Origin of the sequence: Microbaculum mangrovi, assembly GCF_051390635.1 — a bacterium.
GTDB lineage: Bacteria > Pseudomonadota > Alphaproteobacteria > Rhizobiales > Tepidamorphaceae > Microbaculum.
On the sequence record NZ_JBPODT010000001.1, the window covers coordinates 447018 to 465553 of the forward strand.

17 protein-coding genes are annotated in these 18536 nt (G+C 66.5%); 13 read left to right on the forward strand and 4 right to left on the reverse strand.

From position 1 onward, the window contains the following. The first annotated feature begins 46 nt into the window (after positions 1-46). The 4 genes from ACSF9G_RS02135 to ACSF9G_RS02150 all read left to right on the forward strand — a co-directional run bounded on the left by ACSF9G_RS02135 (position 47) and on the right by ACSF9G_RS02150 (position 4451). On the forward strand, positions 47-1372 hold the full coding sequence (locus ACSF9G_RS02135) for a serine/threonine-protein kinase (protein ID WP_436637820.1): 1326 nt from the start codon (positions 47-49) through the stop codon (positions 1370-1372). Continuing rightward, positions 1369-2064 (forward strand): PP2C family protein-serine/threonine phosphatase, encoded by a 696-nt coding sequence (locus ACSF9G_RS02140; RefSeq protein WP_436637822.1) that lies wholly within the window; start codon positions 1369-1371, stop codon positions 2062-2064. The genes ACSF9G_RS02135 and ACSF9G_RS02140 overlap by 4 nt, the downstream gene beginning before the upstream one ends. A 1327-nt stretch (positions 2065-3391) precedes the next feature. Further along, positions 3392-3970, forward strand: a complete 579-nt coding sequence (locus tag ACSF9G_RS02145) for a hypothetical protein (RefSeq protein WP_436637824.1) — start codon at positions 3392-3394, stop codon at positions 3968-3970. Between the two features lie 151 nt (positions 3971-4121). After that, positions 4122-4451 carry a GYD domain-containing protein gene (locus tag ACSF9G_RS02150; protein WP_436637826.1) on the forward strand — a complete coding sequence of 110 codons (330 nt, stop codon included), beginning with the start codon at positions 4122-4124 and terminating at the stop codon, positions 4449-4451. A 93-nt stretch (positions 4452-4544) separates the two neighbouring features. Here the strand turns inward: ACSF9G_RS02150 and ACSF9G_RS02155 are convergent, their stop codons facing one another. Next, positions 4545-5027 (reverse strand): hypothetical protein, encoded by a 483-nt coding sequence (locus ACSF9G_RS02155; protein ID WP_436637828.1) that lies wholly within the window; start codon positions 5025-5027, stop codon positions 4545-4547. A gap of 66 nt (positions 5028-5093) precedes the next feature. Then, a complete protein-coding gene (locus ACSF9G_RS02160; protein WP_436637830.1) occupies positions 5094-6074 on the reverse strand; it encodes an SH3 domain-containing protein in 981 nt (326 codons plus the stop codon). A gap of 663 nt (positions 6075-6737) precedes the next feature. On the opposite strand from ACSF9G_RS02160, the gene ACSF9G_RS02165 reads away from it, so the two are divergent. The 4 genes from ACSF9G_RS02165 (at position 6738) to ACSF9G_RS02180 (ending at position 11747) form a co-directional block, all read left to right on the forward strand. After that, positions 6738-7280, forward strand: coding sequence for a protein tyrosine phosphatase family protein (locus ACSF9G_RS02165; protein ID WP_436637832.1), 543 nt, complete (start codon positions 6738-6740; stop codon positions 7278-7280). 195 nt (positions 7281-7475) lie between these two features. Continuing rightward, positions 7476-9224 carry a cation:proton antiporter domain-containing protein gene (locus tag ACSF9G_RS02170; protein ID WP_436637835.1) on the forward strand — a complete coding sequence of 583 codons (1749 nt, stop codon included), beginning with the start codon at positions 7476-7478 and terminating at the stop codon, positions 9222-9224. Between the two features lie 5 nt (positions 9225-9229). Continuing rightward, the gene (locus ACSF9G_RS02175) at positions 9230-10522 is read left to right on the forward strand and encodes a cyclic nucleotide-gated ion channel (protein WP_436637837.1); all 1293 of its coding nucleotides are present in this window, start codon (positions 9230-9232) and stop codon (positions 10520-10522) included. A 73-nt stretch (positions 10523-10595) separates the two neighbouring features. After that, entirely contained in the window at positions 10596-11747 is a 1152-nt protein-coding gene (locus ACSF9G_RS02180; RefSeq protein ID WP_436637839.1) for a cyclic nucleotide-gated ion channel, read from the forward strand. Positions 11748-11866: 119 nt separating this feature from the next. Here the strand turns inward: ACSF9G_RS02180 and ACSF9G_RS02185 are convergent, their stop codons facing one another. Then, on the reverse strand, positions 11867-13078 hold the full coding sequence (locus ACSF9G_RS02185) for an NADP-dependent isocitrate dehydrogenase (protein ID WP_436637841.1): 1212 nt from the start codon (positions 13076-13078) through the stop codon (positions 11867-11869). A gap of 284 nt (positions 13079-13362) precedes the next feature. On the opposite strand from ACSF9G_RS02185, the gene ACSF9G_RS02190 reads away from it, so the two are divergent. The 4 genes from ACSF9G_RS02190 (at position 13363) to rpsD (ending at position 16982) form a co-directional block, all read left to right on the forward strand. Further along, a complete protein-coding gene (locus tag ACSF9G_RS02190; RefSeq protein ID WP_436637843.1) occupies positions 13363-14115 on the forward strand; it encodes an RNA methyltransferase in 753 nt (250 codons plus the stop codon). Between the two features lie 3 nt (positions 14116-14118). Next, positions 14119-14919, forward strand: coding sequence for a glutamate racemase (murI, locus tag ACSF9G_RS02195; protein WP_436637846.1), 801 nt, complete (start codon positions 14119-14121; stop codon positions 14917-14919). A 396-nt stretch (positions 14920-15315) separates the two neighbouring features. Beyond that, on the forward strand, positions 15316-16167 hold the full coding sequence (locus ACSF9G_RS02200; protein ID WP_436637848.1) for a sulfotransferase family 2 domain-containing protein: 852 nt from the start codon (positions 15316-15318) through the stop codon (positions 16165-16167). Between the two features lie 197 nt (positions 16168-16364). Continuing rightward, entirely contained in the window at positions 16365-16982 is a 618-nt protein-coding gene (gene rpsD / locus ACSF9G_RS02205) for a 30S ribosomal protein S4 (RefSeq protein ID WP_436637850.1), read from the forward strand. Between the two features lie 56 nt (positions 16983-17038). Here rpsD and ACSF9G_RS02210 read toward each other — a convergent pair whose 3' ends face one another. After that, the gene (locus ACSF9G_RS02210) at positions 17039-17545 is read right to left on the reverse strand and encodes a paraquat-inducible protein A (RefSeq protein ID WP_436637852.1); all 507 of its coding nucleotides are present in this window, start codon (positions 17543-17545) and stop codon (positions 17039-17041) included. Between the two features lie 119 nt (positions 17546-17664). Here ACSF9G_RS02210 and ACSF9G_RS02215 point away from each other — a divergent pair, with 119 nt between their 5' ends. After that, positions 17665-18519: a 50S ribosomal protein L11 methyltransferase gene (locus ACSF9G_RS02215; RefSeq protein WP_436639640.1), complete on the forward strand. Its 855-nt coding sequence runs from the start codon at positions 17665-17667 to the stop codon at positions 18517-18519. Positions 18520-18536 lie beyond the last annotated feature (17 nt).

Genomic DNA, 18536 nt, shown 5'->3' on the forward strand with positions numbered 1-18536 from the left:
AGCACTGTTCGCAGAATAATCCACTTCGCGAGTCAGCGAGGGTCTTGTGAATTACACACCCGTCAAGGAAATCGGTCGCGGTGGCTTCGGTATCGTTCACGAGGTGCTGGGCGACGACGGCAATAGATACGCACTAAAAGTCCTAAACCCCGCTGCATTTCAGCAGCAGGATCATGCAATGTTATTCCGTCGTTTTGAGCGGGAAGTCCGTTATCAGCAGATGGTGGATCACCCTAATGTAGTTCCGGTATTGGCGCACAATCTAACTGCCAAACCACCGTCGTTCGTCATGCCGCTCGCAGCTGGCAGCTTAAAGGACGACTTGGAAGCAGATAGAACGCTCTGCGGTGCACCGAAGAAACCACTGTTCGATATTCTTGCGGGCCTTGAGGCGTTGCATCGGCGCGGGCTACGTCACCGCGACTTGAAACCAGCAAACGTCCTCAAGTTCCCCCAGGACAATGGCTCGGTCCTATATAGCATATCTGACTTGGGGCTAACGACGCCCGGCGTCGGACAAACCTCAACACTCACCGGCTCAAACATGGCGGGCGGAACGCCGATGTACCGGGCACCAGAATGCGCGAATAACTTCCGGCGAGCCACGGAACAAGCTGACATCTATTCCTTTGGGGCAATTCTACACGATATTTTCGGCGGTGGCGTCGGCCGGGTCCCTCATGCCGAGTTGACCGTAGCGGGCGCGCTGAAACCCATCGTCGAGAAATGCACAAAGGCACAACCACGCAGGCGTTACGCATCTATCGCGGCGCTTCGCGAGGATCTTTTCAACGTTCTAGATAACACAGCGATCCAGTTCTTCTCGCAAGAAGAAGAAGACGTTATCCAAGTTCTTAAAGAAAACAATGACCTTAATGACGAAGAATGGGACCGTGTATTCAATTTAATTGACGACAATGCAGATAAAGGAATATCCAATAGAAATATAATGCGCATATTATCACTCAATCATATTCACTCTATACACAATAGTTCACCAGATATGCTCCATGGCCTAGGAGAGATATATTCTGAATACGCAATATCCGATCAATTTGAATTTAATTACTGTGATATAATCTCTGACAAGGCACAAGTTTTCTTCGATCTTGGCGATCTGAGCCTCAAGGCAAAAATCGCACTCGCTATGCTTCAACTTGGAACGAGCCATAATCGATGGCGCGTCGAATGGCAGTTCATTCGAATGGCGGGGCATGACTGCGACCCGGCTCTTGCCGACCGCATCAGAATGGAAGTCGTCGCGCGTGATTTGCCATTTGAGGATTGGATGCATCATATCGAAGCTTCAATCGACGTGAAACCAGACCGACTTCATCCGACGCTTCAAACCTTACTGGCCGGCGCGGGATGAAGTTCAAGTCGTGCAGCATTATCGGGCCGAAGGGTGAAAATCAGGATGCCATTCTGCTTCCTTTCGAAGCAGGGGGCTGCACCTGGTGTGCGATTGCGGATGGCGTTGGATCATCCGCGCTAGGCGGCTTGGCTGCGCGGACAAGTCTCCAGACCTTGCGAGAGGTGAACAACCGATATTCTATGGCCAAGGTATTTTCAATTATTCGACAAAAACTCGCCGACGTCGCACGCGACCAGGAGGTTGAAAAACCGATTAGCACGACGCTCTCGGTACTACGCATCTGTGGCAACCGTGCTATTGTCGGCCACGTCGGAGATACGCGGATTTCCCACTACCGTGGCTCGGGCGTCATCGCGCGTACTAAAGACCAGACGGAAGTCCAGAAGCTCTTGGATGATGGCGTCCTGACAAAGCACCAAGCTGCCCGCTACCCTCGGCGAAATGTACTTCTCTCCGCTATGTCTTCCACGCGGGACTACGATCTGCACGAGCAGGATTTTACCGTCCAGAAAGGCGATCGTATTCTTCTAACGAGCGACGGCTTCCACAATAAGTTATTGCGCAGGCGCATCGCACAACTATCTTCGTCGAACCCTATGTTCGACGACTTCTGGGCGGCGCTGCAGGATGATTTGTCTACCGAAAAACTGGATGACGACGCGTCATGTCTCGCGATCGAGATAGAGTGACGACGCGTAAATTGCGAGACCGTCAATCTCCAATATGAAGGCGCGCAAAGCTCCTTGCCTCGTTTGAAAACTCATCCTATCCAAAGAACTATAACATTCAAGGAATAGAAATAGATCACGTTCATTGTTCGATACTGGACGATTAACTGACCTTGCCGCCACGCCCGAATCTTGTGGCTAGCGCGCTTCTTAGCAAATACCAGCGGACTCACCTTGAACTGCGTTTAGGAATAAATTCCTTGCCCACCGTGCCGCTCCTCTGGTAGACTGCCAGCACACTCGACACCTGCGCCTGCAATCCGCGCGCCGCCGGCGGCAACCAGCCCGGCAGCGTTTTTGCGTGTGCGCCTGTCGCCACGAGCCAACGTAACCATCGTCATCCCGGACGCCGGGCAGCGGCTATCCGGGATCGGGGAAACCCGGCGCGTGCGGGGGCTCTCCGATCCCGGCTCGCGCGTCGCTTGGCCGGGATGACGACGGATCGGGTGTGCGCGACTGCCGCACGCCCCCGGCCACACCACAAGCCTTCACCGCTCCCCGGCGGGGAGAGGTCGCGCCAAAGGCGCAGGTGAGGGGGGAAGGCGCGGTCCGCTTGGACGGACGAAACGCAAATGCGTTTCGAGCGACGAACGCCCGGCAAGGACGCAACGGCGGCGAGCCCGGCGGCGTTTCTGCGTCCGGGCCTGACACCTCCGGCCCCCGCCTGCGCGGGAATGCGCGGTGTGTGTGGCGCGGCCGTCCTCCAGCCGCTCACCCCCGCCTTCGCCGGGGTCCAGGCCGGCGCACGCCGCCCTCTGCGTCGTCATCCCGGCCGCAACGCAGTGGAGAGCCGGGATCGGCGAGCCCCTGCGCTGTCCGTGGCGCTCCGATCCCGGATCGCGGCGAGACATCGGATGGTTCCGATGTCTCATCCTCATGCGGACATCGGAAACATCCGATGTCGCGGGCCGCGTCCGGGATGACGAAGCAGAGGCCGGGCCCGCCTGGTTCGGGACACGAGTGTCCGGGACACGAGTGTCCGAGACGCGAGCGTCCGGGACGCGCCTCACCATGAGGGTTTCACTCCGAGTGTCTCCTCATCCTGAGGAGGTCGCGACAGCGACCGTCTCCCCCGGGTCCGCGCAGGCGCGGCCCGAGGACAGGCTCCGGATCGAGGCCCCTTCCCCCTCGCACGTCATGCCCGGGCTTGACCCGGGCATCTCGTTGTTTGGGGCACGCCGCCTGAGATTGCCGGGTCAAGCCCGGCAATGACGTGGATGGCGTGGGGGCGGTCTGTTCCCGTCGCGCCGCCACCCCCTTCCCGTCCACTCCAACACCGGAGTCCACCATGCCCCACCTGCCCGAGGACCGGCTGGCGCTGGTCCGCAAGCTCTACGAGGCCAGCGAACTGACCATCGCCGAGATCGCCATTCTCGCCGAGGTGTCGGAATCCGCGATCTACCAGCGCGCCCGCCGCGAACAGTGGGCGACCGCGCGCCGGCCCGGCGTCAGCCCGCGCCGGCAGAAGCGGCGCCCAGCCCTGGCCCCGACGCCCGCGCTGCAGGCGCTGGCCGGCGAGGCCGGGACCGGGCTGCCCGGGGGAGACCCGCGTCAGGCCGGTGCCCCGCCGCCGGCCGGCGACGACGACATCGACCGCGCGGCGACGGCCGGGCGCCTGTGGCGGGCGATCGACCGGCACCTGCGCGACCTGCACGCGCAGGACGCGGCCGCCGACACGATCCGCGCCGCGCAGAACCTGGCCGCCCTCGCCCGCACCCTGCAGACGCTGGTCGACGTGGAGCGCGGGCTGCAGCGCGACCGCGGGCCGCTTGCCCCGCCGCTGGACGAGGGGCCGGTGGACATCGACGAGTTCCGCAACGAGATCGCCCGGCGGATCGAAAACCTGTGCCGCGAGGCAGACGACTGACCGGGGCCCGCGTCCGCCCTGAGAGGCATGTTTTTCTTCGCCGGCTTCGCAAAATGCGTGTATGGTTTCCGGGGGGACACGCAGGCCGCAACAGGCTTGCACCGGGCAGGCCGGCAGGCTGCGCTGAGGCCCCCGTGAAGGGAGGTTCACCATGGCAAGGTTCATCGTGACGGGCTGCTACACGCCGGCGGCGATCAAGGGCATGATGTCCAAGCCCAGCGATCGCGAGGCCGCCGCCAAGGCCATCACCAAGGCGGCGGGCGGCAAGCTCGAGGCGTTTCACATCACCACGGGGCCGACCGACTTCTCCATGACCGTGTCGATCGACGACGTGACGTCGCTGATGGCCGGCCTGATGGCGGCCGGCGGGGCCGGGGCGGTCACCAACGTCCAGACCATCCGCGCCTTCTCCTCGTCCGAGTTCACCGAGATGCAGAAGAAGGCCGGCAAGTTCGCCGCCTCCTACAAGGCGCCCGGCTGACCGCGCGCCGCGGCCGGGGCGCGCGATGCGCGCCCCGGACCTACGTCACAGCTTGCCTACGTCACAGCTTGCCTACGGCACAGCTCGCTTGCGTCACAGCTTGCCTTCGTCGCCCGCAAACGACACCCCGGCGACCTGGCCGTCGTTGGAGACCAGGCATTTCCACGGCGCGCGCTGCGCCCCCACACCGATCATCACCAGCGAATTGGCCTCGGAGAACTCCGTACTGAGCACGGCGACGTCGGCTTCGCCCGTCTCCTGCCGGACGGCGGCGAGGCAGGCATCGATCGCCGCGTCCGAGACCTCGGAGGCGGTGGTGTCACCACTGGTGGTGTCACCACTAGCGGCAGTGCCGCTGGCCGTACCGCTGGCGGGGGCCTGGGTCGCCGGCGCTTCAGCCGCCGGGGCCTGCGTGGTTGGGGCCTGCGTGGCCGGGGCTTCAGGCGCCGGGGCCTCGGTCTTGGCCGGTTCCGACTGGCTCGTCGGGGCGGTCTGTTCGGATTTTTCCTCCTCCTCGGAACAGGCCGCGACGCCGATCAGGAGGACGACGGACAGGATGCTGAGGACACGGTTCATGGCTTACCTCGCTGTTGCGTCATGGTCGGTTCGACCGCCGTGGTCCGGCCGCGCCGGCGCGGCGTCTCAGCCTCCGAAAATCACCGCATCGGGAATTTCGTAGCGCTCGTCACCGACGCTGATCCTATTGAGATCGCTTTGTTTTTCCGATCCGACCGCGGGATAGCCGTCGGCCTGGCTGGTATCCGCGCTGACGAACCGGCCGCGGGCGAAGAACAGCGCCCGCCGGGTTCCGTCGGGCCGCGTCACGACGACCGTGGCGTCTCCGCCGCCGGACCGGGCGACGCCGAAATCGCACTGCCCCATGGGCTGGCCCGGATATCGGGCACAGGGGATCCGGCCGGTCGCGTCGAAATCGCCCTGTCCCGCCCGAAGCGATGACTCGTCCTCCCCCGTCGCCACCGCGCCGTCCGGTCCCGTCGCGGGCTTGAGGTAGTCGGCCGCGACGAAGCCGCGCGGGCCGCCGCCGAATTCCTGAACGTCGCACCAGGCACGTCCCTGCACGCTCCGGCATCCGAGGTTGCTGAGGATCGTGCCGAGGGCGTAGCGGGCGATGATGCGCGCCGTCGTGGACGGTTCTTCCCGCAGGTTCAGCGCCTGCGCCACCCCGGTGACTTCCCAGTTGCGCGGCCCCCCGTCTTCCGGTGCCGCAGGCACATCGGTGGCGGGCACACCGGTGGCGGGCATTGCGGTGGTGGTGGGCGCCGCCCCCTCGGCCAGGAAGCGCGCCGCGACGAAGCCCTCCATGCCGTCCCAGGCCACGCGGCACCAGCGCCTGTGCGTCGCCGCCTCCCGCTCGGCAGGCGTCGCCTTTTCCCATTCGGCGAAGCTGAGGCCGCCCTGGCAGCCGAGATTACGCACCCCGTCGGCATCCGGCGGGATGGCGCCGATCCGCTCGGCATCGGCATCCGGCGCGGCGCGGATATTGAGCACATCGTCGGCGGCGACGTTCACCACACGGAAGAAATCCGGGCCGTCCGCCTCGCCAAACGCGGATTGAAAGCTCGCCGCGACGAATAAAAGGCAGGCAAAAAGCACGGTTCGCATTGACGTCCCCTGTTCGGATGCGCCGCCCGCCCGGTTAGCGGGACGATCGGCATAAGTCGCTCGGTCCCGGTTCCGGCACCGTGTTGATGTGATCGGGCGAAATTATGATCCACCTAACCAATTCCGCAACGAGACGTTGCATTCGCGCCGCCTGTGCCCGGTTGGTGAACGCGACCGTCCCCCCGGGCCGCGATCCGTCCAGGCCGCGATCCGTCCAGCCCGCGATCCGGCCCGGATCGGTCCGCCAGCCACGTGCAGACCGAACCGCCGATGCTCGCAAGCCAGACCCAGGCGGACGACCTGCCGCCCCCGAATCTGGTTTCGCCCTTCGGACAGGCCTTTGCCGCGTCTCCGGGTCAAACGCCAGCGCCAAAGGCGCGACGCGGTACGATCGCAACGATTTCCATCGGCACCTCCGGTCAGCGTCGCCGTCCGTGCGCTCCCGCCACGTTTCACCATCGCCGGACGCGCCGTTTCCGCCCGCGGGAACGGTTTTCCATCGCCGGAGCGCGCAGGAGCAGGATTTTTCCCCGCCGCGCCGAACTTTGGTGCGGCATGCTTGGGGTTCGGCGCGCCCGCTCCCTATTTTCGTATGCAGATCAAGCCCCTGGTCGAACCGCCGGTGATGCAACTGGCGCGGCCACGGCAAGGAAGGCATACGAAATGGCAGACATCGTCGAACTCGAACGGGGCATCTTCGTCGCCTCGCAGCTCCGCGAGGCGGATTTCGATCAGCTGCCCGCGATGGGCGTGCGCGCCGTCGTCGCCAACCGCCCGGACGGCGAGGCCGCCGACCAGCTTCCGCGCGCCCGGGCGCATGCGGCGGCCCGGCGCAACGGCCTGCACTTCCACTATCACCCCGTCGCCAGCGTCGATATCGCCGAGGACGAGCCGGTCGCGGTCTTCCGCGCGCTGATGCACGGCCTCGGCGGGCCGGTGCTGTTCTATTGCGGCACGGGCACCCGCGCCGCCCTCCTGTGGGCCCAGGCCTCTATCGCCCGCCTCGGCGTCGAGCGGACGATCAATGTCGCCGCGCGGGCCGGGGTCGATCTCGCCCCCTACCGCGACCTGCTGGAGGAGCGCGCCGCGACCGAACGGGCCGCGACAATCACCCCCCTGCCGTCCCGACTGTCCGCGACACCGGCCACGCCCGCGTCCGCATCCCCGGCGCGCGCGCCGCAGCTTCGCCTCGCCGAAGCCGTCTAGGGCGGCCTCTCCCCCGACCGCCTCTACCGGCGTATTCCCCGTCGGCGCCCGAGTTCCCCCGGACACGTCGGGCCGGGGCGTCGGGCCGGGGCGTCGGGTCGGGACTTCGCGCCGGACCGGATTACCGGCTATATGTCTCCTGTACGGGATTCGTACCGCCGCGCTTGATGCCGGCGGCCGACAGGGGGAGTACGGTTGGAAGATCAGGCCTGGCTCAGCGACGCGCTCGTATTCCTGATCGTCGCCGGCGTCGTCGTACCGGTGTTCCACCGCTTCCGTCTCGGCACCGTGCTCGGCTTCATCGTCGCCGGCGTCGTGGTCGGCCCGTTCGGGCTCGGCCGCTTCCAGTTCGATTTCCCGCTGATCGGCTTCATCGTCCTTGAAGATCCGCATCGGGTCGAGCCATTCGCCGAACTGGGGGTCGTGTTCCTGCTGTTCGTGCTCGGCCTGGAGATGTCGTTCGCGCGCCTGTGGGAGATGAAGCGGTACGTGCTCGGCGTCGGCACCGTGCAGGTCGTCGCCACCACCGTTTTGATCGGCGCTATCGTCGCGCTTCTCGGTCAGCCGGGACCGGTGGCGCTGGCCGTCGGGCTGGCGCTGGCGCTGTCGTCGACGGCGATCGTCATGCAGCTTCTCGTCGAGGAGCGCCGCCTGGCCACCACCACCGGGCGCGTGTCGCTGTCGGTGCTGCTGATGCAGGACATGATGGTGGTGCCCGCGCTGATCATCGTGTCGCTGCTCGCCGCCTCCGGGCCCGGCGGCTCCGGCGTGGCGAGCTGGAGCGAGATCGGCGTCGCGATGATCGAGGCGTTTCTGGTCGTCGCCGCCATCGTCCTGTTCGGCCGCTACGTGCTGCGCCCGCTCCTGCGCCAGGCCGCGCTCACCGGCATCCGCGAACTAATCATGGCGATGGTGCTGTTCACCGTCGTTGCCGCGGCGATCGGCACCGAAGCCGCGGGCCTGTCGCCCGCGCTCGGCGCCTTCCTCGCCGGCCTGCTGCTGGCCGAAAGCGAATACCGCCACCAGATCGAAGTCGACATCGAGCCGTTCAAGGGGCTGCTGCTCGGCCTGTTCTTCATCACCGTCGGCATGAGCATCGACCTTGCCGTCGTGGCCAAGTTCATCGTCTGGCTGATCCCCGCCGTCATCGGCCTGATCGCGCTGAAGGCCGCCGTCACGTTCCTGACCGCCCGCGTCTTCGGCGTGTCGCTGCATTCGGCCGCCGAGACCGCGATCATGCTCGCCCAGGCCGGCGAATTCGGCTTCGTCGTCTTCGCGCTCGCCCGGTCCAGCGGCATCCTGTCGGTGGAGACCACACAATTCCTCATCGTCGTGATCGGCCTGTCGATGGCCGTGACGCCGTTCCTCTCGCGCATCTCCGTCGCCGTGTCGCGCCGCGTCGAGGAAATCGAGCAGAAAGGTGCCGCCTCGCCCGGGAAAGAGATCGAGGGGCTGGAAGGACACGTGGTGATCGGCGGCTTCGGCCGGGTCGGGCGCACCATCGCCCGGGTGCTCGAATCCGAGAACGTACCCTACGTCGCCATCGACCAGAACGCCCGCCTTGTCGGACGCGAACGCCAGTCCGGACGCCATATCTTCTTCGGCGACGCCGGCCGCGAGGAAATCCTCGACCGCGCCGGCGCCGACCGCGCGCGCGCCTTCATCGTCACCGTCGACTCGCCGCGCAACGCCGAGCACATGGTACAGGCCGCCTGCCGGCGCCGGCCCAACGCGCCGGTCTATGCGCGCGCGCGCGACACCGACCACGCCAGGGCGCTGGCGAAGCTCGGGGCCGAGGTCGTGGTGCCCGAGGCCGTGGAGGGCAGCCTCAGGCTGGCGGGGCGCATACTGTCCGGTTTGGGATGGCCCGACGAGGCGGTCTCACGCCGCATCGACCAGGAACGGGAGCGCGAGCTGGTGCAGCTCGAAAGCGGGAAGGAGTAGGACCGATGCGGGGCTGGTTGGCGGCGCTGTTCGCTGCAATCGGCGAGACCAAACGTCGCTCGCACCCGCGCGGCAAGGGCCCCTCCGCGCGCCGGGTCGCCTTCGAGATCATCGAGGAAGGCCCCTCCGACCGCATCCTGCCGTCGGTGGTCGACGCGTTCCTGGTCACGCTCATCGCCGTCAACGTCGTCGCCGTCTGCCTGGAGACGGTTCCCTCCATCTACGACAGATACGCCTCGCTGTTCATCGGCATCGAGATCGTGTCGGTGGCGATCTTCACCGTCGAATACGCCATACGCCTGTGGGTCGCGCCCGAGCACATGCCCTATAGCGGCATGAAGCCCAATATCGCCCGGCTGCGCTACGCGCTCACGCCTTACGCAATCATAGACCTGCTGGCCATCTTGCCCTTCTATCTGACGTTCATGATGCCGTGGGACCTGCGCCTGTTGCGCGTTTTCCGGCTGGTCCGGTTCTTCAAGCTCGCGCGCTATTCGACCGGCCTGCGCAGCCTCGGCCGCGCCGTCCGGTCGGAGTGGCGGGCCCTCACCGCCTGCCTGATCATCATGGCCGGCCTCATTCTCGTCGCCGGCGCCCTGATGTACGCCGCCGAGCACACGGCCCAGCCGGACGTGTTCGGCTCGATCCCGCAGGGCTTGTGGTGGGCCGTCGTGACGCTGACCACGGTCGGCTATGGCGACGTGGTGCCGGTCACGGTCGGCGGCAAGATGCTCGGCGGCGTCGTCATGCTGTTCGGGCTCGCCATGTTCGCGCTGCCGATCGGCATCGTCGCCACCGCCTTCGCCCAGGAGGTTCATCGCCGCGAGTTCGTCGTCACCTGGAGCATGGTCGCCCGCGTGCCGCTGTTCTCCATCCTGGACGCCTCCGAGATCGCCGACATCATGACGCTGCTGAAGGCCCAGACCGTTCCGCCCGGCGGCACCATCACCCGGCGCGGCGAGCCGGCGGAAGCGATGTATTTCATCGCCAGCGGCGAGGTCCAGCTGAGACTCAAGGACGAGACCGTGCGCCTGGGCGCCGGCGACTTCTTCGGCGAGGTGGCGGTGCTTCGGAAATCCCGGCGCTCGGCGACCGTCACCGCCGTGACCCGCGTCAACCTGCTGATGCTCTCCGCCGACGATTTCCGCACGCTCATGGACCGGCGCCCCGACATCGCCGAAAGCATCAAGACGATCGCAGCGGAGCGGATCGGCAAGGAACGCGTGGTGCGCGGCGGTGACCTCATTTCCGAGGAGCTCGAACTCGCCGAGGACGCGGAAGACGGCAAAAAGTCCTGATTGGCCGCTACGGCACGGCCCTCTGCGCTTTATCATCCCACCGATTCGGAATGTGCGGCTGGAGAGAGCAGTTATGGCGGGACGGGCGGGGGCTTTGCGGCACCGGATAAATACGATCCTCGAGCGCGAGGATCCCAACGACGTGGCCGCGAAGATCGTCTTGCGGATCATCGTCGCCGCCATCATCGTCAATGTCGGCGCCGCGGTCCTGTATACCGACGCCCGCTTCGCCAGCCTGTTCCCCTACGACCTGCGCGTCATCGAGGCGGTCTCGCTCCTCGTCTTCTCCGTCGAATACGTCGCCCGCCTGTGGTCGTGCGTCGAGAGCCCGCATTATCGCGGACTGCCCGCCTGGAAGGCGCGACTGCGCTACGCGACCTCGCCGGGCGGGATCATCGACCTCATCGCGCTCCTGCCCTTCGTCGCCATCCACCTGTTCGATGCCGACATGCGCAGCCTGGCGATCCTGCGCCTGCTGCGCTTCTTCAAGCTCGCCCGCTATTCGCCCGGCCTGGCCTCGGTGATCGAGGCGCTGCGTGCCGAACGCCACGGCCTCGTCGCCTGCCTTGTGCTGCTGGCCGGGTCCATCCTGGTCTCCGCGTCGGCGATCTATGCCGCGGAAAGCGGCGCCCAGCCCGACAAGTTCGGGTCCATCCCCGAATCCATGTGGTGGGCCGTCGTCACCGTCACGACGGTCGGCTACGGCGACGTCGTGCCGGTCACCACGCTCGGACGGGTCATCGGCGGCGTCACCATGGTCGCGGGCATCTTCATGCTCGCCCTGCCGGTCGGCATCTTCGCCACCGCCTTCATCGAGGTGATCCGCCGGCGCGCCTTCGTGGTGACCTGGGGCATGGTCGCCCGCCTGCCGGTGTTCGCCGCCCTGGACGCGGCGACGCTCGCAGAGATCGTGCCGCGGCTGCGGGCCCGCAGCGTCGACGCCGGCGAGATCATCGTGCCGCGCGGCGAGGTTCCGCGCGCGATCTTCTTCATCGTCTCCGGCCTGGTCGAGGTCGACACCGGCGGCCGGCGCGAGCGGCTCGGCGAAAGCGGGTACTTCGGCGAGATCCATGCGACCCGCATCACCCAGGTCGATGCCCGCGTGCGGGCCGTCGAGGCGACCCAGCTCCTGGTCCTGACCGGCGACGACATCGACGACGTCTCCGCCGCGCACGCCGAGGTCGGCGACCGGCTGGCGACCGTCGCGACCTATTCGGTGATGTGAGCCCAACGGTGTGAGCCTGCCGATCTGACCCCGCCGATCTGACCTCGTCGGGCGAGCCACGCCGCAAACAAAAAGGGCGCGGAAGACCGCGCCCTTTCGTATTCGTGTCGGACGACGGCTCAGGCCATCGCCGTCTGCAGGTTCTCGTCGACCTTGTCGAGGAAGCCGGTCGTCGTCAGCCACTTCTGGTCGGGGCCCACGAGCAGCGCCAGGTCCTTGGTCATGAAGCCGGATTCGACGGTGTCGACGCAGACCGTCTCCAGCGTCGACGCGAACTTGGCCAGCGCGGCGTTGTCGTCGAGCTTGGCGCGGTGCGCCAGGCCGCGCGTCCACGCGAAGATCGAGGCGATCGAGTTGGTCGAGGTCTCCTGACCGGCCTGGTGCTGGCGGTAGTGGCGCGTCACGGTGCCATGCGCGGCCTCCGCTTCCACCGTACGGCCGTCCGGCGACATCAGCACCGACGTCATCAGGCCGAGCGAGCCGAAGCCCTGGGCCACCGTGTCCGACTGCACGTCGCCGTCGTAGTTCTTGCAGGCCCAGACGTAGCCGCCCGACCATTTCATCGCCGCGGCGACCATGTCGTCGATCAGGCGGTGCTCGTAGGTGATGCCCTTGGCGTCGAACTTGTCCTTGAACTCGGCGTCGAAGACCTCCTGGAAGATGTCTTTGAAGCGCCCGTCATAGGCCTTCATGATCGTGTTCTTGGTCGACAGGTACAGCGGATAGTCGCGGTTCAGCGCGTAGTTCATCGAGGCGCGCGCGAAGTCGCGGATCGATTCGTCGAGGTTGTACATGGCCATCGCCACGCCGGAGCCCGGCGACTGGAACACCTCGTGCTCGATCACCTCGCCGTTTTCGCCCTCGAACTTGACCGTGAGCTTGCCCTTGCCGGGGAACTTGAAGTCGGTGGCGCGGTACTGGTCGCCGAAGGCGTGACGGCCGATGATGATCGGCTTGGTCCAGCCCGGCACCAGGCGCGGCACGTTCTGGCAGATGATCGGCTCGCGGAAGATGACGCCGCCCAGGATGTTGCGGATGGTGCCGTTCGGCGAGCGGTACATGCGCTTCAGGCCGAATTCCTCGACACGCGCCTCGTCCGGCGTGATCGTGGCGCACTTGACGCCGACGCCGTACTGCTTGATCGCCTCCGCCGCGTCGACGGTCACCTGGTCGTCGGTCTCGTCGCGGTGCTCGATGCCGAGGTCGTAGTATTTCAGATCGATATCCAGATAGGGATGGATCAGCTTGTCCTTGATGAGCTGCCAGATGATCCGGGTCATCTCGTCGCCATCGAGTTCGACCACCGGATTTTCGACCTTGATCTTCGCCATGAAACGGGCCTTTCGCGTCGCTAACGGTATGGAATGGGAAGCCGGCACCTGCGCGAAAGCGCCGCCGGCACGAATGTCGCGGCCCCTATAGCACCCCCGTCCGCGACTTTGAAGCCGACCCTTGGACGGAGACGCTCCGATCCCGTCAAAAATGCCCCCCGCATAGGCCGCAACCCCATCATCCTGCCCGGAACGGCCTTGAGGCGCGCGGAGCGCTCGCCCCTCGACTTCGTGGCCGCTGATCCTGTATCCGACGGGCCGGACAACAACCGACCGGAAGCCCCGTGACCGCATCGCCTGCCCCCGTCGTCATCCTCGTCGCCCCGCAACTGGGCGAAAACATCGGCATGGTCGCCCGCGCCATGGCGAATTTCGGCCTATCCGAGCTGCGCCTGGTCAACCCGCGGGACGGCTGGCCGAGCGAAAAGGCGCTCTCCGCCGCCTCCGGCGCCGATTGGGTGGTCGAGGGCGCGCGGGTCCACGGGTCGACGGCCGAGGCCATCGCCGATCTCGGCGTGGTGCTCGCCACCACCGCGCGCCCGCGCGAGATGGCCAAGCCGGTGCTCGATCCGCAGGCCGCCGCCGAACGGCTGGCCGGGCGCATCGACGCGGGCGAGAAGGCCGGCATCCTGTTCGGCGGCGAGCGCGCCGGGCTCGACAACGACGACGTGGCACTCGCCGACGCCGTCATCACCTTCCCCACCGCTCCGGAGTTCGCCTCCCTGAACCTCGCCCAGTCGGTGCTGCTGACGGGCTACGAATGGTTCCGCACGCGCGGGCTGGAAGGCGGCCGGCCGCGCCAGGCCGTTCCGCCGCTGGCGCCCAAGGCCGACATGCAGCGCCTGTTCGAGCATCTGGAAGGTGAGCTCGACGCCGCCGGTTTCCTGTTTCCGCCCGAAAAACGCCCCACCATGGTGCGCAACCTGCGCACGATCTTCCTCAAGGCCGATCTCACCGACCAGGAGGTCCGCTCCCTGCGCGGGGTCATCAGGGCGCTGAGCGAGCTGAAGAAACGGCGCGGAACCGATACGAACTAGGCCATGACGCACATCGTCGTCTTCGATTCCGGCCTCGGTGGCCTGTCTGTCCTGAAGGAGGTGCGCCGCGCCCGCCCCGGCGCAGACATCACCTATGTCGCCGATACCGGCGGCTTTCCCTATGGCGCCCTGTCGGAACAGGACGTGGTCCGCCGCGTGCTGGCCACGTTCGCAGGGGTCGCCGCGCGCCGCGCGCCGGATCTCGCGGTCATCGCCTGCAACACCGCCTCGACGCTGGTGCTGCCGTTCCTGCGCGCCAGCCACCCGTTTCCCTTCGTCGGCACGGTGCCGGCGATCAAGCCCGCCGCCGCGAGCACGAAAACCGGCCTCGTCAGTGTCCTGGCGACGCCGGGCACGGTGAAACGCGACTATACCCAGGCCCTGATCGCCACCTACGCCGCCGATATCGACGTCACGCTGGTCGGCGCCACCGGCCTTGCCACGCTGGCCGAGGCGGCCATGCGCGGCGAACCGGTCGACGAACAGGCGATCCGCGCCGAGATCGCCCCCGCCTTCGTCGAAAAGGGCGGTGAACGGACCGACACGGTGGTCCTCGCCTGCACCCACTATCCGCTCGTCCTGAACCACCTCGAGCGCCTGGCGCCCTGGCCGGTCGCCTGGATCGACCCGGCGCCGGCGATCGCCCGGCGGGTCGCCAGCCTGCTCGCCGATCGCCCGGACCAGCCGACAGCCGGCCAGACCGTCGTGCTGTTCACCGCGATGCCCGGCAACGCGGAAGCGATGACGACGCTCCTGAACCGCTTCGCGCTCTCATCGCCCGAAGCGCTGGCCCTACGGGTCTGATCGCCACGGGTCTGATCGCCGGGTCCGGTCGCCGGGTCCGGTCGCCGGGTCTGGTCGCGGGGCCCGGTCGCCAGCACGGCCCCGTCGCGCCCGCCCTCGGCGATTCCTTGACTCCGGGCCCGATGGTGCTAGGAGATTACGAGCAAACGGCGCCCGGCCCTCAAAATAGAACAATGCTTATCCGGCCGATATTCCAATAGATCCGCAAGCATATCTGGAACCAATACAGCGACCCGCACAATGAATTGGACAGAAGAAAGAAGAACCGGATGCAATGCGGCACGACATCGTGCCGCAGCCCAGTGCCGTGTCTGTCCCGATCGCCGTCCCCCCAGCAAGAGCCGTCCCCTCCGCAAGAGCGCCCGCCCGTCCGGGCCGCGGACCTAGGCTTTCGCGATGCGCAGGCTCCTGTCGCGGCTGGTCCGCACCAAGACGCCCGGGAAGCAAGAGAAGTCACCCCCGCCCGCACACCTGCGGGCGACGGTCCGGCGACACCTGACCTTCTATCCGGACCTGAACGTCGTCTATTTCCGGAACGCCAAATGCGGGACGTCGACCTTCCTCAAGACGCTCTGGACCGCGACTGACCGCAGGCTTGGAACCACCACGTTCGTGGAGGATGTCCGCGACCACGAAAACGCGCCGGCGCAAACCATTCGACAGGGCAACCTGCGGGTCCCGGATCCCGACGTCGTCCTGAACGCGGCGCACTTCACGGTGGTCCGTCATCCGCTGGTGCGGCTGGTGTCCGGCTACATCGAGAAGGTCAACCGGCCGCCGAAGCACGTCTGGCAGCTGTTCTGCGCCCGCCACGGGCTGCCGCTTGACGCGCAGATATCGTTTCCCGAGTTCGTCGAGCTGATCGCCGCCGATGACCCGCAGATGGTCGACAGGCACTTCCGGCCCCAGTCGATCAACATCGCGTGGGGCTATGTCCCCTATTCCCATATCGGCCAGCTCGAGGCCCTGGACCAGACGGCCCGGTTCCTGGCGGCGCACGACGTGCCCTCCGTTCTCGCCCACCGCCCCCACGCGACCGGCGCCGCGGAGCGCCTGCGCGGCTATCTCGGCGACCCGACGGTCCTGAAACGGGCGGTCGATTTCTTCGAGGCGGACTTCGAGACGCTCAACTATGCCCCGAGCCTCGAAAACCTTCTTCCCCTCAGCCCGATCGAGCCCCCCGAGGCGGACATCGGGCCGCTGCGCGCCATCCTCGCCATGGATGCGCGCCAATCGGCACCGGTGTGACCGCCGGCCGCCGTTTGACACAGGCCCCGCACACCTATATTTAACGGCGCGCGCGGGCTGTTGGGTCCGCGTATTTCTTTCCGCTTCCGTGGTTTCGGGGATTTCCTCCGGTGCCTGTCAGCCGTGCGAGCGGCAGAGGAGGAGCGGTTCATACTCGAACTGAACGCCCTTTCGAAGATACAGAGGTTACAAACACGATGTCGAAGCGCATCCAGGCAAAGCACAAGATCGATCGCCGCATGGGCGAGAACATCTGGGGCCGCCCGAAAAGCCCGGTCAACCGGCGCGAATATGGCCCCGGCGAACACGGCCAGCGCCGCCGTGGCAAGACGTCCGACTACGGCCTGCAGCTCAAGGCCAAGCAGAAGCTCAAGGGCTACTACGCCAACATTTCCGAGAAGCAGTTCCGCCGCATCTACGACGAAGCCCAGCGGCTGCGGGGCGACTCCTCCGAGAACCTGATCGGCCTGCTCGAGCGCCGTCTCGACGCGGTGGTCTACCGCGCCAAGTTCGTGCCGACCGTGTTCGCGGCCCGTCAGTTCATCAGCCACGGCCACGTCAAGGTCAACGGCCGCCGCGCCAACATCCCGTCCATGCGCCTGAAGGTCGGCGACGTGGTCGAGGTGCGCGACAAGTCGAAGCAGCTCGCCCTGGTCCTCGAGGCCATCGACAGCCCCGAGCGCGACATTCCGGAATATCTCGACGTCGATCACAAGAAGCTGACGGCGTCGATCTCCCGTGTGCCGGCCCTCTCCGAGGTGCCCTATCCGGTGATGATGGAACCGAACCTGGTCATCGAGTTCTACTCGCGCTGATCGTTCGGTCCTTAACCGAATCGCAGGGCCGCCCCATCGGGGCGGCCTTATGCGTTTCAGGACACCTTGTGGACGTCCAGAAGCCGCGCGGCGACGATCGACAGCACAGCCGATATGGCGAAGAACCAGATGCCCGGCAGCGCCGCGGCATCGGCCAGTCCCGAGCGCTTGACCGCGAAGACGACGAGCGCGAGCAGCACCACGTCGAGCATCGACCAGCGCCCGAAGATCCCGGCAAGGCGCGCCGCCCCCGCCCAGCCGTTCCGGCCGAGCGCGCGTCCGACTGCGATGCGTGCGAGCACGAGCAGCTTCAGCCCAGGAAACACAACGGAAAAGGCGCCGATCACGACGCCGAGGAAGTACTCGCCCTCGTCGAGCAGCGCGACCGTGACGCCGAGCAGCGAATGCTCCTCGGACAGGAAGAAGAACCGGTAGAACTGCAGGCTCGGCAGGGTCAGCCCGAGCACCAGGCAGACGGCCGCGGCCGCGACGACGCCGAGCGGCAGCCAGCGTCGCAGGTTTCCGCCTTCGCCGGCGGTTTCGTCAGGCAGTGTCCCGGCCATCGCTGCTCATCGTCGATTGAACGCCCCTATCCGCGCGAGCGGCATAGCAGTATGAGAGGCGGATTCCTATTCGCTGGCTCGCCGGTTCAGGTTGGAGGTTCGCCATTTACAGGGTCCGCATACCGGTCAGAAACGAGGCCGAGGCCGCAGTCCTCACGGATGCGCTCAGCTACGCGCTGGAGCCCGAGACCAACGCCGTCTCCATGATGGAGGCCGAAAAGGGCTGGCTCGGCGAGGCCTACTACACGGACACGCCGGACGAGGCGACGCTGCGCACCGTGATGGTCAATGCGCTCGGCAAGGGCGCGGCCAAATACAAGATCACGATCGAGGCGCTCGCCGACCGCAACTGGGTCAAGGAGAGCCTGGAGGCCCTCCCCCCGATCCGTGCCGGCCGCTTCGCCGTGTTCGGCAATCACGACCGCCACCGCATTCCTGCGAACGCCATCCCCATCGAAATCGAGGCCGGCCAGGCCTTCGGCACCGGCCATCACGGCACCACGCTCGGCTGCCTGATGGCGCTGGACCGGCTGTTGAAGCGGCGGCGCTTCTTTCGGCCCCTCGATATCGGCACCGGAACCGGCATCCTCGCGATCGCGCATGCCAAGGCCGCGCGCATCGCCGTGATGGCGACCGACATCGACCCGCTGGCGGTCACGGTGACGAAGGAGAACGCGGTCAAGAACGGCGTCGGCGGGCTGATCAAGGCGTTCACCGCCAACGGCGTCGACACCGCCGCCGTGCGCCAGGGCGCGCCTTACGATTTGGTTTTCGCCAACATCCTGGCCAAGCCGCTGGTCAAGCTCGCGCCGCAGGTCCGGCCGCTGGTCGCGCCCGGCGGCATCGTCATCCTGTCGGGTCTGCTGGTCGGCCAGCGCCGCGAGGTGGAAGCGGCCTGGCGGGCGCAGGGCTGCGTGCCGCTGTTCCGCATCGCCCGCGACGGCTGGGCGACCCTGGCGCTGGAGGCGCGGTAGCGCCCGGCCTGATCGGG